Raw genomic sequence first — 24,639 nt, forward strand, 5'->3', positions numbered from 1 at the left:
TACTACTTGAACGATGAAGAGGATGAACGTTATGAAGAAAATCACGAAAGCCATTATTCCAGCAGCAGGACTCGGAACACGTTTCTTGCCTGCGACAAAAGCCATGCCAAAAGAGATGTTACCGATTCTCGATAAACCGACGATCCAGTATATCGTCGAAGAAGCGGCAAAAGCCGGCATCGAAGATATCATCATCGTCACGGGGAAACACAAACGGGCGATCGAAGATCATTTCGATAACCAAAAAGAACTCGAGATCACGCTTGAGAACTCCGGAAAGACTGAATTACTCGAGAAGGTTCAATTCTCGACGAACCTCGCGAACATCTTCTATGTCCGCCAAAAAGAACAAAAAGGTCTCGGTCATGCCATTTTGACAGCAAAACAATTCATCGGGAACGAACCGTTCGCAGTCTTACTCGGGGACGATATCGTCGAGTCGGATGATCCGGCAATCAAACAATTGATGGACGTCTACGAGCAGACGGAAAAATCAGTCATCGGTGTACAAGAAGTCCGTCCGGAAGATACGCATCGTTACGGCATCATCGATCCTGTTTCACAAAACGGACGACTGTATGACGTGAAGAAATTCGTCGAAAAACCGGCTCCGGGTACAGCACCATCGAACCTCGCGATCATGGGACGGTACGTGCTGACACCGGATATCTTTGATTATCTAGCGAATCAAGGAGAAGGGGCAGGCGGTGAGATTCAATTAACGGATGCGATTGAGCGATTGAATGCGGATAGCCAAGTCTATGCGTATGATTTCGAGGGTAACCGTTATGACGTCGGAGAGAAACTCGGTTTCGTCAAGACAACGATTGAATATGCGTTGAAAGATGCAGAGATGCGTGACGAGCTGAAAGCTTTCATCAAGACACTAGACATTTAACATGATGGACCACTCTGATATGATTCAGAGTGGTTTTTTTGTAATTCATGAAACCAATCCGTCTAGTCAAAACGTAGAAAAAGGAGAAGAGAGGTGCTACATATGTTAACGTGGCTCGGTGTGAAGGCTGATAAAAAAGCAGAGCGACAATTTTTCGCAGGTGTCGAAAAGAAAACAATTTTCCTAATCTTGCTTCTATCGCTTGCGATCTTGAAGGGGGTGAAGTGGGGAATGACTGTACTTATCCCAACTGCCTTTTTCAGTGATCCGATTGTTTCGGTGTTACCAGGCGTGCTTAGCGTCCTAACAGCAGTCGTTTTCGTGCTTTTGGTAGAGCGCTCCCTGCAGGATAAGTCGAGTGAAAAGTAAGAGATACACGAAAGACCACCTGAAGTTAGTCGATTCAGAATGAAGACAAAGTGTAATTTTTCTCTAATTGAGAAAGATTGCGCTTTTTCGTTCATCTCGAATCATTTTCCAGGGTCAATCTTCTCGCGGCTACTCCTGCTTGTTTTTCTCTAGAAGGCGATTTTGAGCGAAAAAACTTTTGTGATACCTTTTCTCAATTCATCCAAATCAAACGAGAAATTGATGATTTTGTTCCATAATTTGCTTGGGTAGAACGTAATTGTCTCCTCGTTAAAAATAGGATAAATCTTTTTTTAGTTGAATTGGTAAAAAATAAATGTAATTATATAAATATAGTAAAATAAAATTGTGTTACTTCTATAAAAGTAAAATAAAGTATGAAGAATTGAGAGGTGATACAGAAAGATGAAAAATCAAATTTTAGAAAGTATTTTCGCAGCAATGTTTTTTCTTATTTTTCTAATGTTTTTTGAAGGAATGCCGAAGTCGACGGATACATGGGTCGAATATGGAATAAAGTCTGTGGCAATTGCTGTCATTTTCCTAATAACGGAAGGTATTTTTTCTAAAAAATCTCTCAAAAAAAGCACATCAAATCAATAAAGTATTCAATTGTTCTAATGCTGAGTACACGATAGAAACAAAGCCCACATGTGCGTCATAATGTGGGCTTTCTTCAATGCAAAGTGATCGAGTGAAATATATTACGATATGACGGATCTATTATTTTCACGATGTTTATCTATGCTCTGATCATGATTATTTTTATTTTATTCTAACGATCTCCCTAAAATCAATAAATGTCATGAGTGACGAACTGAACTTGGTACAAAAGACATCAGATATTCAAAGGCGTTTTAGCGCATGACAACTGATTGTTGTTGTAAAATGAGGACAACGACGGAACAGGTAAGGGGCGAACGGACATGACGAAGCGATCGATCCAAGATGCTGCTTTTTTGGGCAAACGAAAACAAGTAATGCGCTGCATCGAACGTGGTGACGATCTGAACGAACTGGATGAAGAAGGATTTGCGGCGCTTCATTGGGCGATTCAGGAAGGGTACCTACGGATCGTCGAATTGTTGCTCGATCACGGGGCGGGTGTCAACCTTCCGAATCAGGACGGGATGTCACCATTGCATATTGCGCTTTATGATCAAAAGACCGACATTGCGTTACTTTTGATCAAGCGAGGCGCTCATCTTGATTTAGATGAACACGGATTCTCAGCGCTTCATTTAGTAGCGGGACGGGGCGGCAATAAAAAAGTCTTACGGAAACTAGCACAGAACGTCGAGTTGTTACATCAACGGACCGATGACGGGGAAGGTGTGACACCACTACATTATGCGGCGCAAGAAGGTAAGTCGAAAAAAGTCCAGCTATTACTGGAGGCAGGAGCAGAAGTCGATGCTGTCGGATTAGATGGATTCACGCCGCTGTATCTCGCAGTCGGAAATAATCATCCGAAAGCGGTCAAAGTGCTTCTAAAGGCAGGAGCTGACATCGAAGCGGAAAACGTCGCGGATGGCGATACGGCAGTCCTCGCATTAGCGAGTGCTTACGGCTATGAACGGGTCGTCCGGTTATTGCTCTCTTATGGAGCCGATCCACTGCATCGAAATGAAGACGGACGGACAGCGCGTGATGCGGCACTGGATAATGAACACCATCAGATTGCGGAGATATTGCGCCAAAAAGAGATTGATGCGTTGTCTGAGGAAGAGAATAAGTGAACGATGGACGACAAGACAGGAAACATCTGCGGATGCTTCCTGTCTTTAATTTTTTGAAGGATTTTCAAATTGCTTTGTCAAAATAGAGATTAAGAGAACACTTATTCGTTATAGAAGGGAAGGATGTATCGTGAACGCAATCGATTGGACGGTATGGAATTTAAACGAAGTGAGAAGAAGAAGCATCAAAGTCTGGCAGTCGATTCCTGAAGATAAATTGAACTGGAAACCGGATGAGAACGCCATGACGTGTTTTGAGATGATCCGTCATGTGTTAGACAGCGAATATTATTATTTCTTAGCGTTACAGAATCGAGGCAGTCTACCGTCGTATGAGTCCCCGTTTGAAGGGCGCGACTTCGTATCAGTGCAAGAGGAACTAGACTTTGCGGAAGCCTATCGTGAGGAATTCATGGCATATGTCGAGCAACTAACGGAATCAGATTTAGCGATCGTTGAGATTGATCGTTCGGAATCAGGATATGTGCGTTCGCTCGGTGATATGTTGTTACGAATTGCATATCACGAAGCAGTTCACACAGGACAGTTACTCGATTACTTAAGAACAGCAGATGTTAAGCGTGTACGGGTTTGGGATTAATGTTGGGAGATGAGAAAATAATATCTTTTTAATGAAGATAAAAATAAAGGAGTAAGATGGAATGATCGGAATCAGCATCGCCACCACATGGGAGTTTGACGCGACACTTGCGTATTTTCATGTCTCGCCTGAAGAAAGAATCACCTATCCATATGGTGAATACTTCACGCGTGAGATGAATGGGAAGACACTTCTGTTTTACAGCACGGGCGTTCGAAAAGTAAATGGTATCGGTGCGAATCAATATATGATTCTTCGCTTTTCATTGACGAAGGTCATCGTTGCCGGAACGTGTGCCGGGATTGACCCGAGATACGACGTACTTGACATCTTCGTTCCGGATCGTGCCGTTCAATATGATTGCACGGTCAAAGAGATTGAACCACTGATCAAACCCTCGTTCGCCGTCGATCTCGATGTATCGAAGTATGGTAACGACTTTCATCTCGGAACGATCGGAACAGCAGACCGTGCTGTCGTCATGTGGCGAGACTATATCGAACTGCGGGATAACGGATTGACGATTGCCGATACGGAAGCGGGGGCTATCGCGTACATCTGTCAGAAAAATGCAGTCGAATGTATCATCATCAAAGGCATCTCCGATTTTCCGACCGAAGAGAAAGAAGAAAATGCTGTCGAAGCAAACGTCGAACAGATGCGGATCTATATCGAAAATACGCCGAAAGTCATGACGAAAATTTTTTCTGATTATTTGATACGATTCATATAAAAAATGCAGATATCTCGTTCATCATCGAACGAAAAGTCTGCGTTTTCACATGTAATGTTTTCGTTTGTACAGCTTATCCTCGATTCACGTCCACATCTTCATCATCTTTTCTCGTAAATAGTTTGTTTAAGTACTTCAATAATGAACATTTAAAATGGAAATATATAATAGAAAATGAAATGGATTGATAAGATTCGGAATAAAACGACGTTCGTAAATCCGGGTGTACGGTTAACGAGCTATTTTGTTCCGCCACCTAATCCAACAAAGGTAATAAATATACCTACTGTGATGGCGGTAGCAAGTACGATGTTTTGATAAATACCAGTTGGAAAAAAATCAACGATGAAGAGTAGTAAAAATAGTGATGCGACAATTAGTCGTGCATCTCGTACGGAAGAATCTAATGTACGCCATTTGATGAAAAGTAAGATGTAAGCTAAAGGTGCAAATAAATAAGAAATAATAAAGAAGGGGATTCTTCTTAAATAATAAGGTACTTTTTCTTCCTTATCTTCCATTATTATCACTCCAAAAACTCATTTTTTTGAATTAACTTTATAATACACCAATTAAAAGTCATGCAACGGATATTTGACGACTACTTATACCGGTTTCTAACGTAATCTTTCATCAGTGCACTTCTTTTACATATTTTCCAAGTTTCTTGCGGCAATATAGTTCAGTAGCATTGTATTTTTTGAAATATGTTCTATCATAGTGAATGGAAACGTTTTCTTAAAATGGTGAGTACATACCGAACTGTACAAGAAATGCGCTGCAATCGTCAGGATTCGTAGGTGTAGAAGTAGATGGAGGGACATAGAAGCATGCAGGAATGGAAAGTATCTGGTCATCCGGGTCAGAAACGGATTGATATTGAAAGCCGGTTTCGCCCGGAAATCGAAGGGCTACGCACGGTAGCTGCTTTACTCGTCGCAATCTATCATATTTGGTTCAATCGTGTCTCAGGAGGTGTCGATGTCTTCTTCGTCATTTCGGGTTTTTTGATCACGACATCGATCATCTCGACGATCAACCGGACAGGGGAGTTCAAATTCCTGCCGTACGTGACAAAGTTGCTGAAACGACTCTTGCCATCCGTTTTGTTCATCTTAGGCGTCGTGTTAGTACTAAGCACATTTTTATTACCGGCATCGATTCTCGGGAAAACAATTCGTGAAGTCGTCGCCTCGATGTTCTTTTATCAAAACTGGCAACTCGCCGTCTCGAGTACGGATTACTTGGACGCGACCCAGATGAAGTCACCCGTTGAACATTTTTGGGCGCTATCGATCCAGTGGCAGTTTTATATGATTTGGTTCGTCTTATTCTCGTTCATCTTATGGCTGATGAACAAGTATCAGATCCGGTCGATTAAAGCCGTCCTCAACGGTCTGCTTGGCTTCTTGTTCGTCACGTCACTCGCGTACTCGATCTACCTGACAGAAGTCAATCAGCCGTGGGCGTATTTCATTACGCCGACGCGGGTCTGGGAATTTGCCTTAGGTAGTCTGTTATGTGTGAACTTATCGGCGATTCGTGTTCCGAAGTGGATAGCGACGATCATCGGCTGGGTGGGACTGATCGGCTTGCTAACGACTGGTGTTTTGTTTAACGTCTCGCAAATGTTCCCTGGCTATATCGCACTCTGGCCGATGACGTGCGCTTTGATGATCGTGTTATCAGGAACGCAAGAGACACGATTCGGATTAAAACGATTCCTCGGATCAAAGCCGATGGTCAAGCTCGGAGGGATTGCGTTCGGGATTTACCTTTGGCACTGGGTGTTGCTTGAGTTCTATCGCTACAATGTTCAACAAACGCCAGGTTTGCTCGTCGGTACACTGATTATCGTTGCATCGATCGGTTTATCCTACTTGATGACGGAATGGGTTGAGAAACCGATTCGCACTTCGACCGTCAATCGGACAGCGTTTAAGAAGCTAGGTGCACTGTTGACGGTCAACGTTTTGTTGATTGGATCCTTACTCGGACTCGCTTATCTGGAAGAGCAAGAGCTGAAACAAGCTGTCAGCAAGAATAAGTATCCGGGTGCTTTAGCGATCGAACAGACACTGCCTGTACCGAAGCAAGATCCGTTCCCGTCTTATGCGAACGTCTTCAATGACTTACCGCTCGTCCATACGGATGGTAGCAACCAAGGGCTGCAAAAGACGGAAGCGAAAGTCGGTGTATACGGGAAGACGAAGGATTATAAAGCGACGATTGCGCTCGTCGGAAGCTCGCACTCGGAGCAATGGTTCGGTGCATTACATGAAGCGATCAAAGGAACGGACATCCGTTTACTCAATCTGACGCGGTCAGGAACACGTTTTTCGACCGGCTATGAACCGGACTCCTTAAAAGGAATCTGGAACCAGAACGTCTTGAACTATTTGAAGGATGCCGATGTTGATTTGATCATCTCGCACGTGACTGCAGCGGATGCTTCAAAAGACAGCATCCATCAACAAATGGTCGACCAGATGCAGTTCGTCAAAGACGAGTATGGGATCGATGGTCTAGCACTCCGGGATAATCCACGGTATGACTTCAACGTACTCGAGGCGCTCGAGACGACAAGCATCGCGGATACGACGAAACAGATGAATACGCAACCGAATCAAACGGATGAGGCGTACTGGAAACAGTTCGAAAAAACGAATCAGTCGCTTCATAAGCTGGATTTGACGCGTTACTTCCATGTCAAAGGTGAGTATCGCCCCGTCATCGGCAATGTCGTCATCTATCGTGACAACAGCCATATGACGAATACGTATGCGGAAAGCTTTGCTCCGATGTTTAAGAAAAAGCTCGACGAAGTGCTCGCGGACAAATTAGCGAGTACAACAGCTAACACGAACCAATAGAAATTGAGAGCGTGTCGTGAAGCTTAACGAGGAGGCAATGAAAGAAACCATGGCAAATGTTAAGGCAAAGTTTAATCGGTGTTTAAAACTAATCGAAAAATACCCGCAAGCTTTCATAGTGGGGAATGGGTCAACGGAAAATGAGATTCTTGAAGTCGAACATCGTCTTCAGGTCACGTTTCCGCCAATGTACAAAGAATTTCTAAAAAAGTTTAGTTATCTGGCTACGCATGATGAAGAGATCTGGGGAATCAGTCCATCAAACAACCAGTTAGATCTTGTATTTAGACTTGAAAAATATAACGAGGAACTCCGTAGCAAATCTCAAAATGAAGTTCCTTCACATTTAATCGGAATACAAATGGAAGACTTTAGTTCGTCGCTCATTTGTCTAGACTTACAAGCCTTGACCTACAATGATCAAGAGGCAAAAGTATGTTTTTACCCAAGTGATGACGAACCTTACTATGCAGATTCCTTCACGGAAAGATTATTTGAGGTGTGTGATAGTGCCGTGTCAACGTATTTAGAGGATACAGAGGACGAATCTTCTACTACGATTGAAAAGGTGAGTGCGATCAAGACGGAGCACAAGGATGTTTATTTCGAAGCAAAAGCGTTGATTCATGCACATCCAGAGTTATCTGAGTTTGGAGAAGGGATTTCGGACGCTGAAGTCGAGGTAATTGAAAAAGAGTTAAACGTCACCTTACCTGAAAGTTACGTGACATTCATGAAAGAATTCGGAGGGGGTATCTTTGGAGACAACCAGTTTTTTACGATGTTCAATGATGAATTAGTAAAAACGAATCTCGAATTGTATCATCCAACAGAATTTGAGCATGCTCTTTCAAAACATCTAGTAGCTGTCTATTTTGATGATCTTGAGGAATTTTATGCGTGTCTTGATTTCAAAAATGTAGTGAATGGTGAGCCTAAAGTAGTGTATCGAGAAGTGAACGTACCGGAAGAAGACTATGATGATCGTGATGCATTCAAATCGTTCTCCGATTTTCTCTACTACATTATTCAAGACACCATTGAGGTCAATAGCTAATATCATCCGATCGACTACGTAAATGCTCGATTTTTCCGTCAAACGAATAAGCAACGCAATGAAACGGCTTGAGTCCAGAATTCAAAAGGACTCAAGCCGTTTTCCTATTCTCAGCATGACTTAACGTATGAACCATGCAGAAGGGCTGAACGAAAACACAGAAAAACTCCCTTCAAAATAAACGGTTGAAAGAATGAAACCGTCTGTTTTGAGAGGGAGCGTTTATTCAACAGATTGAAGCATTAAACGGAATAACTGCCATCCGGTTGCTCACGTAATTCGAGTGCTTCAGTGCGAACCTGTGGATTTGTTCCGAAGTACGCATCGACGACGCGGGAAGCGGCGAAGCCGTCCTCCATCGGACCGTATGTCGCACGGAACGTATCGAGTTGCGCTTGATACATTTTCGTCAGACACGGAATGTCCGATAAGGCGTGAAGCAAAGCCTCTTCTGTCTCTAAGATTGGTCCCGGAAGATCGTTGTAGTAATCGAGATAGAATCCGCGTAGCGTGTCCCGATAGAGATCAAGGTCATACGCATAGAACATCATCGGTCGATTCATGTTCGCGAAGTCGAAGAAGACAGAGGAATAGTCCGTGATCAGCAGATCCGTGATCAAATACAATTCCTGAATATCCGGATAGGCTGTCGCATCGATAAATCGTTCCCGGTGCTGTACTGGAATCTTCGGTTTTTTCGTGACAAGCACGTGCGTCCGAATCAAGAAGACGTACTCATCGCCTAACGCTTCCGCGACCCGGTCGAAATCAAACGGATAGTCGAAGTAGAACTTCCCTTTGCCAAGCGATTGATGATCGCGGAAGGTCGGTGCATACAAGATGACTTTTTTGCCTTCCGGCAGTTGCAACTGCGTCCGAATCCGATCGATCGTTGCCTCATCATTTGCTGTAAAGAAGAGGTCATTTCGCGGATAACCAGATTCGACGACAGGACCGCTATACTGGAACGCACTTCTAAAGATATTCGTCGCGTAAGGACTCGGAGACAAGAGGACGCTCCATTGCGCGATCGAATTCGTCACTCGTTCGACGTAGCCTTCATCCCGTCCATGGATCTCATCTAAGTCAAACAACATCTTCTTCAGCGGTGTGCCGTGCCACGTCTGGATGTACGTCGTCTCTTTTCGACGCGTCATGTAGTGCGGGAAGTTCTGATTGTTGACCCAGAACTTCGCCGTTGCCATGTAATAGAAGTAGGCGGGAGACAGGCGTTTGACGACTTTTGCATTCGGATCACTCAGATAGAGCTTTTTGTTATAGATCCAGACGACTTTATAGCCGAGTGCTTGTTTCTTCAGTTCTTCGTAAATATAGCGCGGGCTGTCCGCGTAATGTTTGCCGAGACCGCTCTCGAAGACGACGAGTTTCGGGTCGACCGGTAAGACGCGTTGCATGAGTCGGTATCCTGCCTTCATCGTCGGGAAGTAGAAACGGCTACGACGATAGACCTTAAAGAGGATGTTCGCCGCTTCGTTCGTCTGAATCTTCTCTAAAAGACTCGTCTGCTTCGTATAGTTCGCGATCGTTTGATAGACCTGATCGGAATAGGTCGTATCTGTTTTCGTCAGGAAGACGTCAGCGCGGCGTTTGAATTCGTCATCCATCTCAAAATGACGGCGTGCTGTTGCGTCGAGATCCTCGAACAAGTCATCGATCGTCTTTGAGATCCGACCCGGTAATTCGTTTTCGAGATCGAGATACGAACCGAGCGGACCGATGAAGCGTTTCGGATCGAATTGCAGGTAATGGACCGGTCGCTTCAAGAAACTGAAGTCAAAGGCGACACTCGAGTAGTCGGTGACAAGCAAGAGGCTCTCTTTTAACAACCCTTGGACATCACGTTCGCCCTGATGGATGACCGTGATCGGTAAGTTCTCGAAGTGACTCGAGTATTGCTGCATGTTCGGGTGCAGGCAAAGGACGATATCGAGACGATGTTGTTTTGCGTATGCATGCAGACGCTCACTCGATAGGAACGCTTGGTACTGCTGATAATATTCCGATTCGAAGAACTGGAGTGGCGTCTGTAGCCACGAGCGCCACGTCGGAATGACGAGCATCTGACGTTTGACTGGGACGTCATCATTCAAGAGGGCATCAAAACGAGACAAACCGGTGATTTTGACCTCTCGCTCAGCGTAGCCCATGTCTTGTGTGACAAGTCGTTTCTCACGCTCGGAACTGACGAGGAACAGATCCGTATCGAAGGCAGCGGCAAATTTCCCGTATTGGTCATTCATGTTCTTCGTTCCGAGAACCCCGTGTTGGATGAAGACACGATCCGCCCGCATCTTCCGTTTGAACGGTTCGGACCGGAGCGGATACAAGTATTCCGCATGATGTGTCCCGATGACCTTCTTCGCCATCAACGAGTGATAGATGTGTTCCTTCGATTTGATCGGCAAGACGTTTCCGAGCGGAGCGACTTGTGCGTATTCGTTCGACGTCGGATCGATGACGTAATAGACCGGTCGCTCCGGATAGGTCTCGCGCATGTATTTGAAGAAATGATACCCGTTGTCCTGCGCTTTATACGGGCGTTCTCCGACGAGCCACGTGTTCTTCTCGGCAAACAGCCGGTAGAGCGGGGCGAACGTCATCAGGTGATTCAGATAGGCGTAATTTTCATTCGTAAACTCGGTCATCTCAAATGATAGATTCCGGTGACCGACCGTGTAGTACGGAATGATGTGCATTGTCGACGTATCATCTTTCCCTAACGCTTCCGGTGTCAGTTGACGCGTGATGTACCGGGCGCGACCGAGACGGTGTAATTTTGGCTCCGACCGGTGATAGAAGTCGAGTGCGACGAAGGCGTCATACACCCCTTCTTGTAATTGCGCTGCTTGATGGAGTTGCGACCAGTGGATCGTCGCCGTGTAGTGATAACGATACAATCCGAATTTTTTCGCGCTCGTCTCATTTTGATACAACCAATCGATCGGGACCGGGACTTGATTGCCACTTTCCCGGTGCACGAGGAGCAACCGTCCCGTCTTGATGAACGCGTGACGCGTAAAGGCTTTCCCGCTGATGATTGTTGTCGCTTTCGTCTCATTGTGGACCGCATCAATCTGAATCTTCGGCTTCGTCTGCGGTTCTTTATTCAACAATAGACGGAGGTTGCCTTTTAAATCCGTATACAACTGGACGAATTCGTTGAACGTCTCATCCATCAACGGCGCGAGCGGCGCAGGAATCTGCGTGTCAACGAAACGTCCTAGCAGAATCTCGCGGGTGAAGACGGACGCGTCGAGCGTAGCGTGACTCGGTAAGCCGTCAGATTCCCATTTTTGTATTTGCTCTGGTGTAAGGTGTTCGACTTTTTTCGTGAACGTCAGCCAGAGTGAAAAACGACCGACTGGATAGGCAGTCTCTTGATCGACTTCGACAGACTCGATCTCAGCAAGACCGTCCTCTTCGACCGTCGGAACGTCCGCATCCTGCATCTGAGCAGCATGTTGACTCAGCTGAGAGACGAGCGTATGCGGCAGTTGGAAAGAGAAGCGATGATCGTGCTGTTGGTTCGGCACTTCAAGGACCGTCTCTTGCAATCGATCGCGAATGAGTAAGGACTTGATCGTCAGCAACGGATCGTTTAATTGACCGGATAGCGTATAGGCTGTCGGCGAGGATTGAATCTGTAACGACTCTTTTAACGCCGATCGTTTAAGTTTCTTTGGTTTCTTCGGAAGTACAGTGTGCCCGAATTGGAGCACCCGGAGAACAGATTTAAACAGCATGGAATCAAGGGACCTCCTACTAGGTGATATTTTATGAAAGCGTTATCTTCCATTAGCATTCTATCACAATCAATAGCTAAAACATCCCAAATTTTGAAAAACAATACGGACTTTGGTGGATAGACGAAAAAAACCTTCTCACAGAGGAGAAGGTCAATAACCGATTAGTCGAGCTCACTCAAAAGCGTTAACCAGTTTGTCGTAAAGAGATCATCAGAAAACCGATTGATCGAGTGCAGGGCGGCTTCTCCCATTTGACGGCGTAGAGCGGGCTGCTCCATCAAGCGGATCGCTGCTGCTGCAAAAGCTGACGTGTCACCGGGTGGAACGATATAACCGGTCGTCCCGTGCGCGATGATTTCACGCGGACCATAACAGATGTCATAGGCGATGACCGGAACACCGTGCCCCATACTCTCAAGGATCGCCATCCCGAACCCTTCGGATTGCGACGTGAAGATCGTTGCGACGGCGCCATGATAGGCGTCTTGAATGTTCGTGATGAATCCGTTGAACCGGATCTGTTTCGTCAGTGACAGTTCCTTAACCAACGCGTGAAGATCCTTTTCGAGTTGATCGTTGTAACCGAAGCCATAGAAATCAAGGAAAGCATTCGGATGCTGGTCGACGATCTTCCGCATGATACGGATACTGGCAGCGACATCCTTTTTGATTTGAATGCGCGAGACGACGATGAACCGATTTGGATCAGGTTCAGGAAGAACCGTATAATCCGCTTCCGGCACCGCACCGACACCGTGAGGAATCGCATGGAACGTCTCCGGATGACCGAACTGATCGGTCATATGTGCTTGTTGCCGAGGGGTTGCCGTGATGACTCGATCCCACTCGTCGATGCGACCGAATAACGTATCCCAGACACCGCTGACCGTTGCCGTCTCGTTGAAGGGGGAGACGAAGTGATTGCTGTGTCCGAAGGCGATTTTTTTGATATTCGGATGCTTGATGTCCAAGATGACTGCGTCTAAATTCTTTTTCGGTAGGTTGGCAAGACGATCCCGGTATTCGGACGAGATCAAGACCGCCTCATGCTGACCTAACAGTTTGTTCAATACGAACGTATTAAAGGTTGCCGGATCATTGAACTGTCTTTCCTGACCGGCTTCGAAATGAAACAGATGACTCCAGTCCGCTGAGTTGATTTTGTGCCAAATCGTCAAATAACATGTCCCGTCACTATGGAAGAAGGAACGAGAGACCGGCTTGTTCGATGTAAACGAATACTGGATCGTCTGCACCAACTGCCCGTTATCCAAGTATTCTTCGCGGCGCAGACGATGACGATTCTCTGAAAAATAATCGATGAAGCTAAGCTGACCGTTAGCATCAAACCGGGCGTACTGGACGTATGTACCATTGTCGAACAACCGATACGAATCTTTTTCGGCGCGACTCGCGTCGAGGAACAACGTATACCGTTTTTCCCAGCGTGGAATCAATTCGGCTTTCGAAGAGACGACAGACCGTTTGTCTGCCTGGCGACGTGCTAAAAAATTGATGACATTGACGACCTGGATGCGAGGATCAAGTAACCGTGCCTCGACCATCTCTTGACGAATCGTTTCGAGATTCGGTTGAATCCCTAACGTCACGAGCGTCACGTTTCGCTCCGGATCCGCCGCGATGATCGCGTTCGCTCGTTTAATGACTGCTTTTGATAAACCGCCACGTTGGGTCGCTAACGTATTCAATGTAAAAAACAAATCTCGTTTCATAGGGCATCTCCTTATATAGCGCTTACAATTTTAATGAGCGTCATGAAATGTGAATCTCTTTGGTGAACCTTGCCAATACTATAGCATACAATGTTGGAATAATAAGGAACCTAGGGATGAAATGAAGATGTCCCTAGGCGTATCGTTAAGCTTCATGAATGGGTTGAACGAATGAACGATTGGCTGTGATGTACGTATCCTGAGCCGTTTTTAAGCGTGGGGTGCCTTTGGATGACAGAACGATCTTCTCAATCGAAAGAACCGTACCCGGTGTATTTTTCGTTGGTAGTTCGTTTTTAAAGTCACGATCAGCATACTGTTTACAAGTCTTTAAAATCCGGACTGTTGTCGGAAGATCAGTCAGATACGTCTCGTCATCAATCATAGGCGGAAGATGGACGTATTTTTTGTTTGCCGTGACGTAAGCACCATCAACCGTGACGAGTCGTGGTGTGCCGGCCAGTGTCAACTGAAGATCGGAAATCGCCAGCAATTGCCCGACTTCAAGTGCTGTCTGCTTATGCTCAAATTCCAGATCGTCATACAAGAAAGCCTTCTCGAGTACAACGACTTGCGTCGGTGCATCGACATGATATTTCGTCGCGTCGATTTTCTGTACAGGTGATCTGGATTCCGCTGGACGAAACTCGACTTTAAGTTGCTGGTAATGCAGATGCATCCCATTGACACTACTCGGTAACGTCATCCGGACGACGAACGGATGATAGTCGTCATGGATCAGCATCAATTGGAATGGATATGAATGTCGTTCGAGTCCCTCCGTCGAAATGAATAATTCAGTCCCTTCGATATGGAATGGAACGACGGTTTCCGTTGCTTCATCGTTAGGCGCGATTAAGAGAACTTGATCGACCGAAGCCGTGTCGTCTTTGAGTAATTGTACGACTTCATAGAAGACACCATCAACGAGACGCGTGCCTGCATACGTGGCAAAGAACGGCTCAAGGACAGGTCCGAGATGGTGTAGTGATTCCGGCATTCTATAAAAAAGACGGTTCTCCGATACATAGCGCCGCGCTTTATGTTTTTGAACAAGCAGCGTGATGAAGGTGACGAAGCTGTCGTAATCTTGTTGCTGCAGCAAGGCGTACTGCTTTTGGAAGATGTCATCGAAAATGAAATCGGATGGATCTGCACCATGTCGTTCAAAGATCGCAATCATCTCGCGGAATAAATCAAAGAAGGTCTGGTGTTGCGGATGCTCAAGGAACCGTTTGTTGTTGAACAGACGGGAGAGGAAATCCATCTCGATCAGACGGCTCAAGGCATGAGTCTTGGCGACTGTCGGAATATCCAGTTCAAGCGTTTTCTCAAGCACCTGTAAATTAAATGTCGTCTTCTCGAAGATGCTCGTCTGTCCGACTAACGAGTCATTCATCGCGAATCGATTGACGTGATAGACAGGTGCCGGATTCATCGAAGCCGTTTGACATTTGGAGATGGCTTCGAAGAAGAAGAGTTTATCTTCACCGAACTTCATTGGACTGAACCGGATGTTATGCTCGATCAAGACGGAGCGCTTCAGGATTTTCCCCGGAGGTCCAACCGCGCGAAATACTTTGTCGATTTCATATGGAACAATCTGATTGGCAGTCGTGAACGATGCGAACCGCCCGACTTTTTGTATCGACGTGTCGGTATGTTTGATCGTTTGACCGAATGCGATATCGGCATCGTTTGAAGCGGCTTGCGCGACGAGCTGAGGAAATCCGACCGGATCGAGGCGATCATCAGCATCTAAGAACGTGACGTATCTACCTGTCGCTTCTTCGATTCCGACGTTTCGCGGATGGGCAGGACTTCCCGTATTTTCGGGAATTTCGATGATGCGAATGAAATCCATCGTTTGTGCAGCCGTATGGAGAATCGACAACGATTCATCCGTCGAACCGTCATCAACGAAAATCGCTTCCATCGTTGAATGGTCAAGCGTGAGTGCCTGAATCGACGCGATACACGTCGAGAGATCCGTCGCTTTATTGTATACAGGAATGATAATTGAAACAATTTTTCCCAACATTAATTCCCACCTTAAAGAAAATATTTTAAAAAATACCATTTGAACTGTACCACAAAATGGATGCTCTTAAGCGTAAGAAAGGTGAGAACATACAAAAAAAGGACGATGACCCAATCAAAGAAGGGAGTCATCGACCATTTAAATGCGGTCATAAAAAATTGAAATTACTTGATTCCAATGTTCTCAAGATATTTTTTTTCAGAGTCATCGATTTTACGGCTGATTTGTTTCGTATACGTCTTCCGCGCGTAAGTAGATCCTTTTTTCTGATAAATGGCTCTTTCTCCTCCAGATGATTGGTCGTAATAGATTTCGATTAAATCTTGATCCTCATAGACGATGACGCCCGTTTCTCCAGAATTTCGCTTTAGTTGTCGATCAACCTGTTGTTTCTTCAAGTATTGATTTTCAGATTTAATGACTTGATTGATAGCTGCATCGTATTTCTGTTTTGCTTTCTCGCTTGTCGTATTTCCGTCTTGATCGTAATCGCTACATCCTGCTAGGCAGGTTACCAGAAAGAGCAGTATCGATAAAAGCTTCACTTTCAAATGCGAACACCTCCGAAATACACTTTTGCTTTAACGATAGTGTACATCAAGGCAACGCTTCATATGTAGCGCACTTGAGAAATAGGGAAGTGCTTTAGAGTAGAATAGGCATATTATAGTTCAATCGCATCGATGACGCCTTCAGGATACTCCCAGACGTTTCCTTCGATGAGCCATTGGTGGTGGCAGTTCGGACAAGCGACTTCCGAAGAGAAGTCATACTGGATTTCAACACCTAATCGCCGCTCCTCGTGCGATACACTATGTAAATCTTCAATGAGAATCTTATCCTTGAATTTCTCACTACAACGTGGGCATTTGAATTTCGAATAATGACTGATGACCGTATCCATTCGATTCAACTCCTAAACAAAGAATTAGTATCGTTTACAGTATAATGATAACGCTTACATATAAACGTGTTAATTTTGAATTGTAATCAAAATGGAATATATCAACTGAATTGGATTTTGATATATAGAGATCTCGAAAAAAATTTTAAAAGGAATTACCCTTACTTATACATCCGTTCAATCCAATTGAGGCATATTTTTCGTCTAGATCAGTAAAAAGTGCCTTAAGATATAAGTTGAAACCACCATATCATTACAACTTTTTAGAAAGGTGAAAATCATGTTAGAACTCGAAGTGTTATATATTGAGAAAAATGCAAATAATGAGTTGGATATTAACTATTTTGATCCAAAAAATGAACCATTGATCTTTATGTTTCAAAGGATGTTGAAAAAATTAAAGGTACAATTTCCGAAATACAGTTCGCTTTATGTTATTTTTTATGAAAGTTTAACAGAAGAAGAAAAACTAAAAATCAGAAGTGAAAATGGTGAAGGACGCGAATATTATTTTAAAGAAACTAAGATGGAGGAATTAAAGTCAAAAAAGAATTTAGATTTTTTAAAAGAAACGTTGAGGACTTTATTAGAAGGAATTAGACATTCAATATTCCGAGAATGTATAACCGATGATGAATTAAATAAAATAGAAAATTATGTGTATGAACAGAACTTTATATTCGTACAGAACATATCTAGGAAAAATAACAAAACGAAAACAATGAGAGCTACTCTAAAAGCAAAATTGACACCTGTTAACCTAAATTTGTTTCTAGTGATTACTGATATGAAGTCTCGGAAAAGCCTATATGATGGATGTATATTTGAATTACCGCAATCAGTCATTATACCGTTAAGAAGTATATTGAACCCTATCTCTTTATATGGATATGAATTGTACTGGGAAAATGAGAATACGATCGACATCATCATAAACACGGTGGGAGATAGATTACGAACGAAAATTTACCGGAAGAATGATGACTCTGTTTTGATTAAGCAACAAAAAATAAAGGCTTAAAGAAAGCATCATTTTTTTCCAAGTGATTGCGACATGGAGTCGCTCTTAACATGCAATTCGTTTCTTCTGTTCACTAGATGCTACACTTAAACCAACTATTACACATAAAAGGATGATATGGATGTGGAAGGCACTATTGTTTAATTCTGTTTGGATGGGTATCACATTGCCGATTCTTTTAAGTATTACTTTTACAATTTTACACCCTCTATTCGTTTCTGGTAATAATGGTGTTCTCATGATTGTTGTTGCGTTAATCATTGGTATAATTGATGTTTACCTATCAATTCGGATTTGGACATGGATCGAAGGAAAGTCCTACAAACGAAAACGGTACATGTGAGTGAATCCTAACGGATGAACACTTTAAAAAGTCGCTTTATCTTTTTACATTGCTATGAGATGGCTTCGGTATTGAACCGGAGTCATTTTTGTCGTTTTCAGATGTCACGATACCCTCCATTAGGAAAAAATAAAAAATCCCAAAATTGTATTATGAAATATATAATATATGGTAGAAGATATTTATTGGAAATGACATTTTTTAATGTCATGAAATGAGGATATAAAAATATGAATTACATAGAACACTTAGAAGCCCATTGTGGTGAAAGTACTGGTCACCTTGAGATGGAAGAATTACAAGATCATGCGATTCAAATGTTGCAGTTTCAAAATGCACCGTTTGCGAATGCGAATACCGTGACATCACTTGGATTATTGCATCACCCATTGCAATTCGAGAACGGTTCCGTTGTCCATCAAGAAGTGATGCTATCTGTCATGCAACAAGATGCCGAGTCGGATTTAATTGAATTGATCTATCGCTTGACGCTGGAAGCATTAAAGACTGGACACGCTTATGATTTAGGCGAGTACTTACCAATGCCGGTTGGGTTGTTATCGAAGTACGACTTCGCTGCTCTATACGTGACGACACCGTTCTACTTTGAAGAATCATTTCAAGTCTATAAAGGGAACGCGGCATTCGGGGAACCGGAGACGGTGTTACCAGTCTGGTTCGTACCCATCTTTGCTTCGGAAGTCGCTTACATCGAACAATACGGTACTGAAGAATTTAATGAGATGTTATATGAAACTGAGATGCAGCTGCTTAATTTAAAACGACATCCGCTCGTGGGAGACAATGAAGAAATTGAAGAATCGATTTTTAACAGGGAGGTATTCGTTTGCGAATGCGAAATTACCGGCGCCCTTTTTGAAGACGATATCCAACGACCATTAGTACTAAATGGACCGCTAGCGAAAGCGTATCACGTGAGTGTTGAATCGGGAGAACAAGGCGATACAGATCAAAATGAAACTTTCCTGTTTGATTTTCTAAATCATCAAAATCGTTTTCCGATCTACGCGACCTTTTTTGCTTTTGAAGAGGAAGACAAGCAAAACAAAGCCTTCTTCATGCAGCATAATATGTCGTTCACTTCACATGTCTTGTCTAGGCAGAAACAATCGAACGGTTGGTTACGTGGAAAACGAACATCGACAAGTGAGAGTCATTTTTTCACGGTAAAGATTGAAAATGCTAGGATGCTCGAACTCATCCTTGAACACGCTTATGGAGTTGCATCGATGGACGAACTGTTCATGTTTTCGTATTCCGATCGCTTGTCGATTCAACAAGAGGTCGAAACGACGTACCGAAAAACACGTGTCTTAGAAGATCGGTTCGTTTATCCGGAAGATACGACCGTCGTGATTGTCGGCCATGATGGAACAATGCTTTATCTGCTCTCGAACGAAGAACACTTCGCTTATGATCTTCGGACGGACTGGGCGAAACGACTACGACAACAGTTACCGAACGATACGATCATTCGCCAGCTGAATGGCGAATTGTTCGCAGACCTATAAGAGTGGAGGGAACTTCATGCAACTCATCAAACCAATGAACGGTCAGAATCATTTTTGGCTGTTCGAAAAGGATGGACGGACACTCTACACGTTTCACGGCATCATGGGAGAGAGATTGAAAGAATCAATGAGCGAGCAGAAGTTCTCGCGTTTTTTTAATCTAGATGCCTATATCCGAGAGCTCGTAGCTGAGAAAGAAAAGGACGGATACTCGGTCGTTCAAGAAGCGGATTACCACGAAGTTGTCGTCGAGATCTTTTGTCAGGATACAGAGTATGACGTCATCTTTGAGCGCCGTTCGAGCATTGAAGAAGACCTCAATGAATTTCTTTTTGAAATCGGAAATGGGTATTTTGTTGAAGATGAATATGGTCCAGAAGCGATCGAATTCGTCCTTCATATCTTGGAGCCGTCTTATATCGTTGAACCCGTCATTGATTATTTTAAGGATCAGTTTAATCTGAAGAAAATCCGAATGGGGCAGGCAAAAGTTCATTACGGCAGACGTTTGACCGGACTTTATCCCGCAGGAAAGAATTTTAACCGGAAAAATTGAACGATGACGACACAGATTGGAGATACAGTATGAACGAGCTGACAATCGACGAATATTCTTTTCAGTCGAAGAGTATCCAACATATGCTTCAGACATCCGAAATCAACGTGCTTGGTCCATTGCAAACTATTTACGAAATCATGTGTTATGACCATACAGTAGGTAGCTTTACCAGTGAATTGACGGAGGAAGTATTATATGACACGCTGGTTCGCTTCAATCATTTTCCTTTATATATCACGACTAATTTTGATGAGATTAGAGAAGATGAGATGGACCTCTTAGAGCGTTTAAATTCGCGACCATTCGTATGCCATGAACATCCACGGTACGAAGGCGATCAGCGACGTACCAGTTTTTACTGTTGTATCGAAGTGCTGAATGCGAATGATCTGCGTTTCGTCTTAAAAGAGTCCTTCTTTCGAGCTGCTTATAGTGAAACGTTCCTCATCACGTTTGCACGACATACGTTTGAGTTGAAGACTTCTGGGAGAGGGATCTTTCAAGAAGCGAAATACACGCATGTAGTTGATGCACGTGATGGATTGCCGTTTATCCTTCCATCGCATGATGCGCTCGGTTTCATGTGGTTTTCGAATGGAGATGCCTTTCAAACCGTCGATCAGCTAAAAGCGATCTTACCAACGGATTATCAGATGGATTATGCACTAAATACCTACAAATAATTTAATTTAAGATCAAAGGAGTCATATAGATGACACATCAAATCGGTTTACCAGGCGTTACAGAAGAGAGATTACAAGAGGTGGAAGCAGAACTTGGCTTCGAGCTTCCGAAAGAACTACGAAATAGGTACAAGCACGAAAATAAATTCAGCATCGGCGAATGGGAGTTTCATCCGATCAAGGACGAGCAGTATATCAAGCGGACATGGGACGACCTTGTTCGTGTCAACACGACAGATGCGGAGGACTACCCATCCGGTTTCTTACGAATTGCCAGTGACGGAACAGGTGATGAACTCGGATATCAGCTTCCGGACACAGAGACGATCGTCTTGTGGGACCACGAAGAACAAGAACTATTTCCGGTAGCACCGACGTTAAATGCATTCGTTGAAAAGGAACAACAAATGGAACAGAGTGCTGAACAAGCAGAAGACTTCTTACAGACAGTTCTCGAGACAGGTGCTGTCTATGGTCTATCGAAGTTGGAACAGTCGGGCTGGGCGTACTGTCCGTCGAATCAAGAGGAAACAGACGTCCTATTATTCTTTTCGACGGAAGCGGCGGCAAAAGCACTGCAGACGAAGGAATGGTCAAACTATCATCTGATTCGATTGGATTTGGAATTGTTTATTAACGGTTGGTTACCGAACATGATTGACGACGGACTGTATTGTGGCTTGGATTGGGGACCGGAGCTCGTCGGACTTGAGCTAGATCCAGAAGATGTCCTAGCAGATCTGGAGGGTTAACGTGATTCAGACACTCAGTAAACAGGTGGATGGCATTACGTACTTTTGGTACTTGTATCGTGATGGTCGAACAATCCAGATCTATCACGGTGTCACCGAGCAATGGAAGCTTGATCAAGATGTCAGCGATGAGAAGGAAGAACAGTACTCGACGAGGCGTCAAGCGAAACGACGGATGGAGGAACTGATTGCCGAGAAACAAGCGGAAGGATACAAGCAGGATGATATTTACGGGATACAACCTGGACGAAAGGAACGCGAGAAGTTTCGACGACGGACGTCCTGGTTCGCCTATCTTCTGGTGGGACTTGGTCTGTTTCAGTTCGTGACACCGTTCTCTGTCTTACCAATTGTAGTATTTGGAATGGGTATTCCCTTGATGTTTTTAGCTTTTATCGGTAAAGATTATCTTCCTACATGGCTTCGAATTGTCTGCTTCATTAGTTACTTTTTCATGCACGTGATTCATCAGCAGGAATCGTACATCCCGTATCTTTTCCCGGTTCTTTCGATAGGCACGGGAATACTATTATGGTTTCATCTTCGAAAAACGAGACAACAAATGAAAGTAGAGCAATGACATTTTTAAAAGGAGATGCAACATGTCGCTTCTAGATAAGTTATTACAAGACCCTATCGTTTCTGATCTACCACGTCTTCACACCGCTCTTCTTGCCAAAAATCGTGGCTTACGCAAAGAGTGGTTAGTACATATGGATAGATTCATTGAAGAAGCGAATACGTGGAACTTCGAGCGACAACGGAAGTTTGTGAATTGGTTATTGTCCACCTGTGAAGGAGAGACAGACGCTTCGTTTCTATTGATTCATCCGCTAAAAGAACGTCTTCTAAAACCGACTTTGAAGAAGTGGATGAAAGAGTTGCCGGATGACGTCCGACCGTATCGTTGGTATGGTCTTTTCTTTGATGAAGATGATCGCTTCATCTATTTACAAGAGGCGATTACACGTGGTGGAGGACAAGAGCAGTTAGCGATCGAGAGAATGATTGATCATCACTTGTATGGACTTTGGTATTCTTTCCACCATCTCGATGAAGACTTGTATTTAGGAAAAATAGAGGAAGATGCAGCAACCTTAACAGAAGCTTGGTTACTAATCGAGCAACTCGATGATGCGGTTTTGAAATCGGAATGTATTAACGAATGGCAGAAGATGAATCAAACCTTAACGGATTGGATTTGTTTCCGGCAAGAGCAAACCACCGGATTCATGGAGTGGCGGATGCAACAAGAATTAAAGGGTTGAGTTACAACAATGCAATGACCTCAGCTGTTTAGAAAGGGCGGAAACGCGTGGGATTCATTACTCTCGGAAATCGGCAGATGATGATACAAGCGATGAAAACGATCATGGTGCCGTACTTACGAGCACATGGATTCAAAGGAAGCTATCCTCATTTTAGACGTAAACAAGACTCCTTTCAGGAAATCTTGATGATCTATATAACGAAATATAGTGAAGATTTTTATATGGAAACGAGTATCGTCCCATTGACTGGTTATGTCGATTTTGAAGGGGACACGATTCTCCCAAATAAAGTGAAAGTATCTGATTTAAAAGTAGAAGAACGGTTTGTCGTCGGAGCTGATTTAGTTGAAACGCCTGACGGTGATGGAAAATCTTTCGTGATGAATGGGCTAACGACAAAACAAGAACATGAGGACTTAGCGAAAGACGCATTAACCTACCTGAACATCGAGGATCCGAGTTGGATGAAGAGAACTGTCGCATGGCAGAGAGCGCTCTATCGATCGTTTGATGAAGAGAAAGAATGAGCGACTATCCGTTCCGGTATGATAGAAATCTGTAAGAAAGAGGTATACACCATGAAAAAACTAGGCACGTTTACAAGTCACAAAGGGAATTTGATTGTCTCGGATCCGGCTTTCCTTGAGCCGGATGTAGAATATAACGTGACAATTCCAGTCGAACAAGGTTCGATTTGGACGGTCTTCTATGACGAAGATAAGTTCGAATCAATCAATTTGCTTTACCTAACAATGAATCAAGAAACGAAGATGGATCCATCCAATTTCGAACCGTTATCCGATCTAGTCGTCGTCGATTCAGCGCAGCTCGTCGTCATGAACACAGCGGATTACGGGAGACGGGAAGCCATCGATTGGGAGATTCGAAATACGCTAGAGTTCGACGAAGAAATCGACCCGTTCTATATCGCGATCTCAGACGAAATGATGGAAGACGAGATATTCCTGTTTCCGTTCGGTGTCGCCGTTCAGTTAATGGGGGACGGACACTATGAAGTCCTTGTCCGACGAGAAGACGGTAACGTGACAGGGATCGCAATCCTCCTCGGAGAACATGAGGCTTTTGAAGAACACGATGACGAGGAAGACGTGTCATTAGAAGACGTTGAAATGCCAATCATCAAGAAAGAAAGAAATCCATCAGGAGCTGATGATAGGTTTCTGGCGAATGTACTAGCTTCCATGGAGAGATTTTATGGAAAAGACCACAAAAAACTAAAATACAGTATTCCAATCAAGGGGCAAAAGGTAAGTCACGAGCTTTGTTTGTATGATCGCTTACCAAAAATTCAAAGCTACCGAGTGTCCGTGGAGAGTCCTTGTCCGGAAGCCCGTATTCAAGCATTCGAGACCGATCATTTCGCGATTCCGGAGTGGTATAAAGAGATTTTGAGAGTCTGTAACGGTATGCGTTTTTCCGAAGAGTTGAACTTATACGGTATACCGCTGACGAGCTGGAACGGGTTATCGCATGAGATCCAATACAATCTCTCGGTTAGTCTTGATGAATACGCGTTAACCGATTTCGATGCGATCCGCGACAAATACTTCTTTTTTGGTTCGTCGTTTAAACAGGACGAATACTATGCGGTATTGAAAGAGCGTCCGGACGAAGCCGTCTATCGCTTCGATTATAGAACGTTAAAACTCAAACCGAAGGCAACGACTTTCCAAGATATCGTCCGTGATGCATGGCGCGCGTGTAATCTGAAAGCACTCCATAAAAGAATGTGAGGATGATCT

At 44.0% G+C, this 24,639-nt stretch carries 23 protein-coding genes; 17 read left to right on the forward strand and 6 right to left on the reverse strand.

Going from position 1 to position 24,639, the window contains the following annotated elements:
* Nucleotides 1–31: 31 nt before the first annotated feature.
* The 6 genes from galU to K7G97_RS07125 all read left to right on the forward strand — a co-directional run bounded on the left by galU (nucleotide 32) and on the right by K7G97_RS07125 (nucleotide 4,340).
* On the forward strand, nucleotides 32–898 hold the full coding sequence (gene galU / locus K7G97_RS07100; protein ID WP_064300048.1) for a UTP--glucose-1-phosphate uridylyltransferase GalU: 867 nt from the start codon (nucleotides 32–34) through the stop codon (nucleotides 896–898).
* A gap of 93 nt (nucleotides 899–991) precedes the next feature.
* On the forward strand, nucleotides 992–1,267 hold the full coding sequence (locus tag K7G97_RS07105) for a hypothetical protein (protein ID WP_223041763.1): 276 nt from the start codon (nucleotides 992–994) through the stop codon (nucleotides 1,265–1,267).
* A gap of 405 nt (nucleotides 1,268–1,672) precedes the next feature.
* Nucleotides 1,673–1,870, forward strand: a complete 198-nt coding sequence (locus K7G97_RS07110) for a hypothetical protein (protein ID WP_223041764.1) — start codon at nucleotides 1,673–1,675, stop codon at nucleotides 1,868–1,870.
* 323 nt (nucleotides 1,871–2,193) lie between these two features.
* Entirely contained in the window at nucleotides 2,194–3,006 is an 813-nt protein-coding gene (locus tag K7G97_RS07115; protein ID WP_223041765.1) for an ankyrin repeat domain-containing protein, read from the forward strand.
* A 130-nt stretch (nucleotides 3,007–3,136) separates the two neighbouring features.
* On the forward strand, nucleotides 3,137–3,607 hold the full coding sequence (locus K7G97_RS07120; RefSeq protein ID WP_223041766.1) for a DinB family protein: 471 nt from the start codon (nucleotides 3,137–3,139) through the stop codon (nucleotides 3,605–3,607).
* Between the two features lie 61 nt (nucleotides 3,608–3,668).
* A complete protein-coding gene (locus tag K7G97_RS07125) occupies nucleotides 3,669–4,340 on the forward strand; it encodes a 5'-methylthioadenosine/S-adenosylhomocysteine nucleosidase family protein (RefSeq protein WP_223041767.1) in 672 nt (223 codons plus the stop codon).
* A 239-nt stretch (nucleotides 4,341–4,579) separates the two neighbouring features.
* Here K7G97_RS07125 and K7G97_RS07130 read toward each other — a convergent pair whose 3' ends face one another.
* Nucleotides 4,580–4,861 carry a hypothetical protein gene (locus K7G97_RS07130; RefSeq protein WP_223041768.1) on the reverse strand — a complete coding sequence of 94 codons (282 nt, stop codon included), beginning with the start codon at nucleotides 4,859–4,861 and terminating at the stop codon, nucleotides 4,580–4,582.
* 309 nt (nucleotides 4,862–5,170) lie between these two features.
* On the opposite strand from K7G97_RS07130, the gene K7G97_RS07135 reads away from it, so the two are divergent.
* Both K7G97_RS07135 and K7G97_RS07140 read left to right on the forward strand, forming a co-directional pair.
* Entirely contained in the window at nucleotides 5,171–7,213 is a 2,043-nt protein-coding gene (locus K7G97_RS07135; protein ID WP_223041769.1) for an acyltransferase family protein, read from the forward strand.
* A gap of 37 nt (nucleotides 7,214–7,250) precedes the next feature.
* Nucleotides 7,251–8,270: an SMI1/KNR4 family protein gene (locus K7G97_RS07140; protein ID WP_223041770.1), complete on the forward strand. Its 1,020-nt coding sequence runs from the start codon at nucleotides 7,251–7,253 to the stop codon at nucleotides 8,268–8,270.
* A 242-nt stretch (nucleotides 8,271–8,512) separates the two neighbouring features.
* Here K7G97_RS07140 and K7G97_RS07145 read toward each other — a convergent pair whose 3' ends face one another.
* The 5 genes from K7G97_RS07145 to K7G97_RS07165 all read right to left on the reverse strand — a co-directional run bounded on the left by K7G97_RS07145 (nucleotide 8,513) and on the right by K7G97_RS07165 (nucleotide 16,715).
* On the reverse strand, nucleotides 8,513–12,034 hold the full coding sequence (locus K7G97_RS07145; protein WP_223041771.1) for a CDP-glycerol glycerophosphotransferase family protein: 3,522 nt from the start codon (nucleotides 12,032–12,034) through the stop codon (nucleotides 8,513–8,515).
* 164 nt (nucleotides 12,035–12,198) lie between these two features.
* Nucleotides 12,199–13,770 (reverse strand): glycosyltransferase, encoded by a 1,572-nt coding sequence (locus K7G97_RS07150; protein ID WP_223041772.1) that lies wholly within the window; start codon nucleotides 13,768–13,770, stop codon nucleotides 12,199–12,201.
* Nucleotides 13,771–13,915: 145 nt separating this feature from the next.
* On the reverse strand, nucleotides 13,916–15,811 hold the full coding sequence (locus K7G97_RS07155; RefSeq protein ID WP_223041773.1) for a DUF5776 domain-containing protein: 1,896 nt from the start codon (nucleotides 15,809–15,811) through the stop codon (nucleotides 13,916–13,918).
* A gap of 164 nt (nucleotides 15,812–15,975) precedes the next feature.
* Nucleotides 15,976–16,362, reverse strand: coding sequence for a hypothetical protein (locus K7G97_RS07160; RefSeq protein ID WP_223041774.1), 387 nt, complete (start codon nucleotides 16,360–16,362; stop codon nucleotides 15,976–15,978).
* Nucleotides 16,363–16,475: 113 nt separating this feature from the next.
* Nucleotides 16,476–16,715: a hypothetical protein gene (locus K7G97_RS07165; RefSeq protein ID WP_223041775.1), complete on the reverse strand. Its 240-nt coding sequence runs from the start codon at nucleotides 16,713–16,715 to the stop codon at nucleotides 16,476–16,478.
* Nucleotides 16,716–16,995: 280 nt separating this feature from the next.
* Between K7G97_RS07165 and K7G97_RS07170 the strand changes: the two genes are divergently transcribed.
* The 9 genes from K7G97_RS07170 to K7G97_RS07210 all read left to right on the forward strand — a co-directional run bounded on the left by K7G97_RS07170 (nucleotide 16,996) and on the right by K7G97_RS07210 (nucleotide 24,630).
* The gene (locus K7G97_RS07170) at nucleotides 16,996–17,736 is read left to right on the forward strand and encodes a hypothetical protein (protein ID WP_223041776.1); all 741 of its coding nucleotides are present in this window, start codon (nucleotides 16,996–16,998) and stop codon (nucleotides 17,734–17,736) included.
* 573 nt (nucleotides 17,737–18,309) lie between these two features.
* Complete coding sequence (locus K7G97_RS07175; RefSeq protein WP_223041777.1) at nucleotides 18,310–19,611, forward strand: suppressor of fused domain protein; 1,302 nt, start codon at nucleotides 18,310–18,312, stop codon at nucleotides 19,609–19,611.
* A gap of 16 nt (nucleotides 19,612–19,627) precedes the next feature.
* Nucleotides 19,628–20,167, forward strand: a complete 540-nt coding sequence (locus K7G97_RS07180; RefSeq protein WP_223041778.1) for a hypothetical protein — start codon at nucleotides 19,628–19,630, stop codon at nucleotides 20,165–20,167.
* Nucleotides 20,168–20,196: 29 nt separating this feature from the next.
* Nucleotides 20,197–20,853 carry a hypothetical protein gene (locus tag K7G97_RS07185; protein ID WP_223041779.1) on the forward strand — a complete coding sequence of 219 codons (657 nt, stop codon included), beginning with the start codon at nucleotides 20,197–20,199 and terminating at the stop codon, nucleotides 20,851–20,853.
* Nucleotides 20,854–20,882: 29 nt separating this feature from the next.
* Nucleotides 20,883–21,605, forward strand: coding sequence for a DUF2750 domain-containing protein (locus K7G97_RS07190; protein WP_223041780.1), 723 nt, complete (start codon nucleotides 20,883–20,885; stop codon nucleotides 21,603–21,605).
* A gap of 1 nt (nucleotide 21,606) precedes the next feature.
* Nucleotides 21,607–22,185, forward strand: a complete 579-nt coding sequence (locus tag K7G97_RS07195) for a hypothetical protein (protein ID WP_223041781.1) — start codon at nucleotides 21,607–21,609, stop codon at nucleotides 22,183–22,185.
* 133 nt (nucleotides 22,186–22,318) lie between these two features.
* Nucleotides 22,319–22,873: a hypothetical protein gene (locus tag K7G97_RS07200; RefSeq protein WP_223041782.1), complete on the forward strand. Its 555-nt coding sequence runs from the start codon at nucleotides 22,319–22,321 to the stop codon at nucleotides 22,871–22,873.
* A 47-nt stretch (nucleotides 22,874–22,920) separates the two neighbouring features.
* Nucleotides 22,921–23,403, forward strand: a complete 483-nt coding sequence (locus K7G97_RS07205) for a DUF4304 domain-containing protein (protein ID WP_223041783.1) — start codon at nucleotides 22,921–22,923, stop codon at nucleotides 23,401–23,403.
* A gap of 51 nt (nucleotides 23,404–23,454) precedes the next feature.
* The gene (locus K7G97_RS07210; RefSeq protein WP_223041784.1) at nucleotides 23,455–24,630 is read left to right on the forward strand and encodes an SMI1/KNR4 family protein; all 1,176 of its coding nucleotides are present in this window, start codon (nucleotides 23,455–23,457) and stop codon (nucleotides 24,628–24,630) included.
* Nucleotides 24,631–24,639: the final 9 nt, after the last annotated feature.

This window comes from Exiguobacterium acetylicum (assembly GCF_019890935.1).
GTDB classification, from domain to species: domain Bacteria; phylum Bacillota; class Bacilli; order Exiguobacteriales; family Exiguobacteriaceae; genus Exiguobacterium_A; species Exiguobacterium_A abrahamii.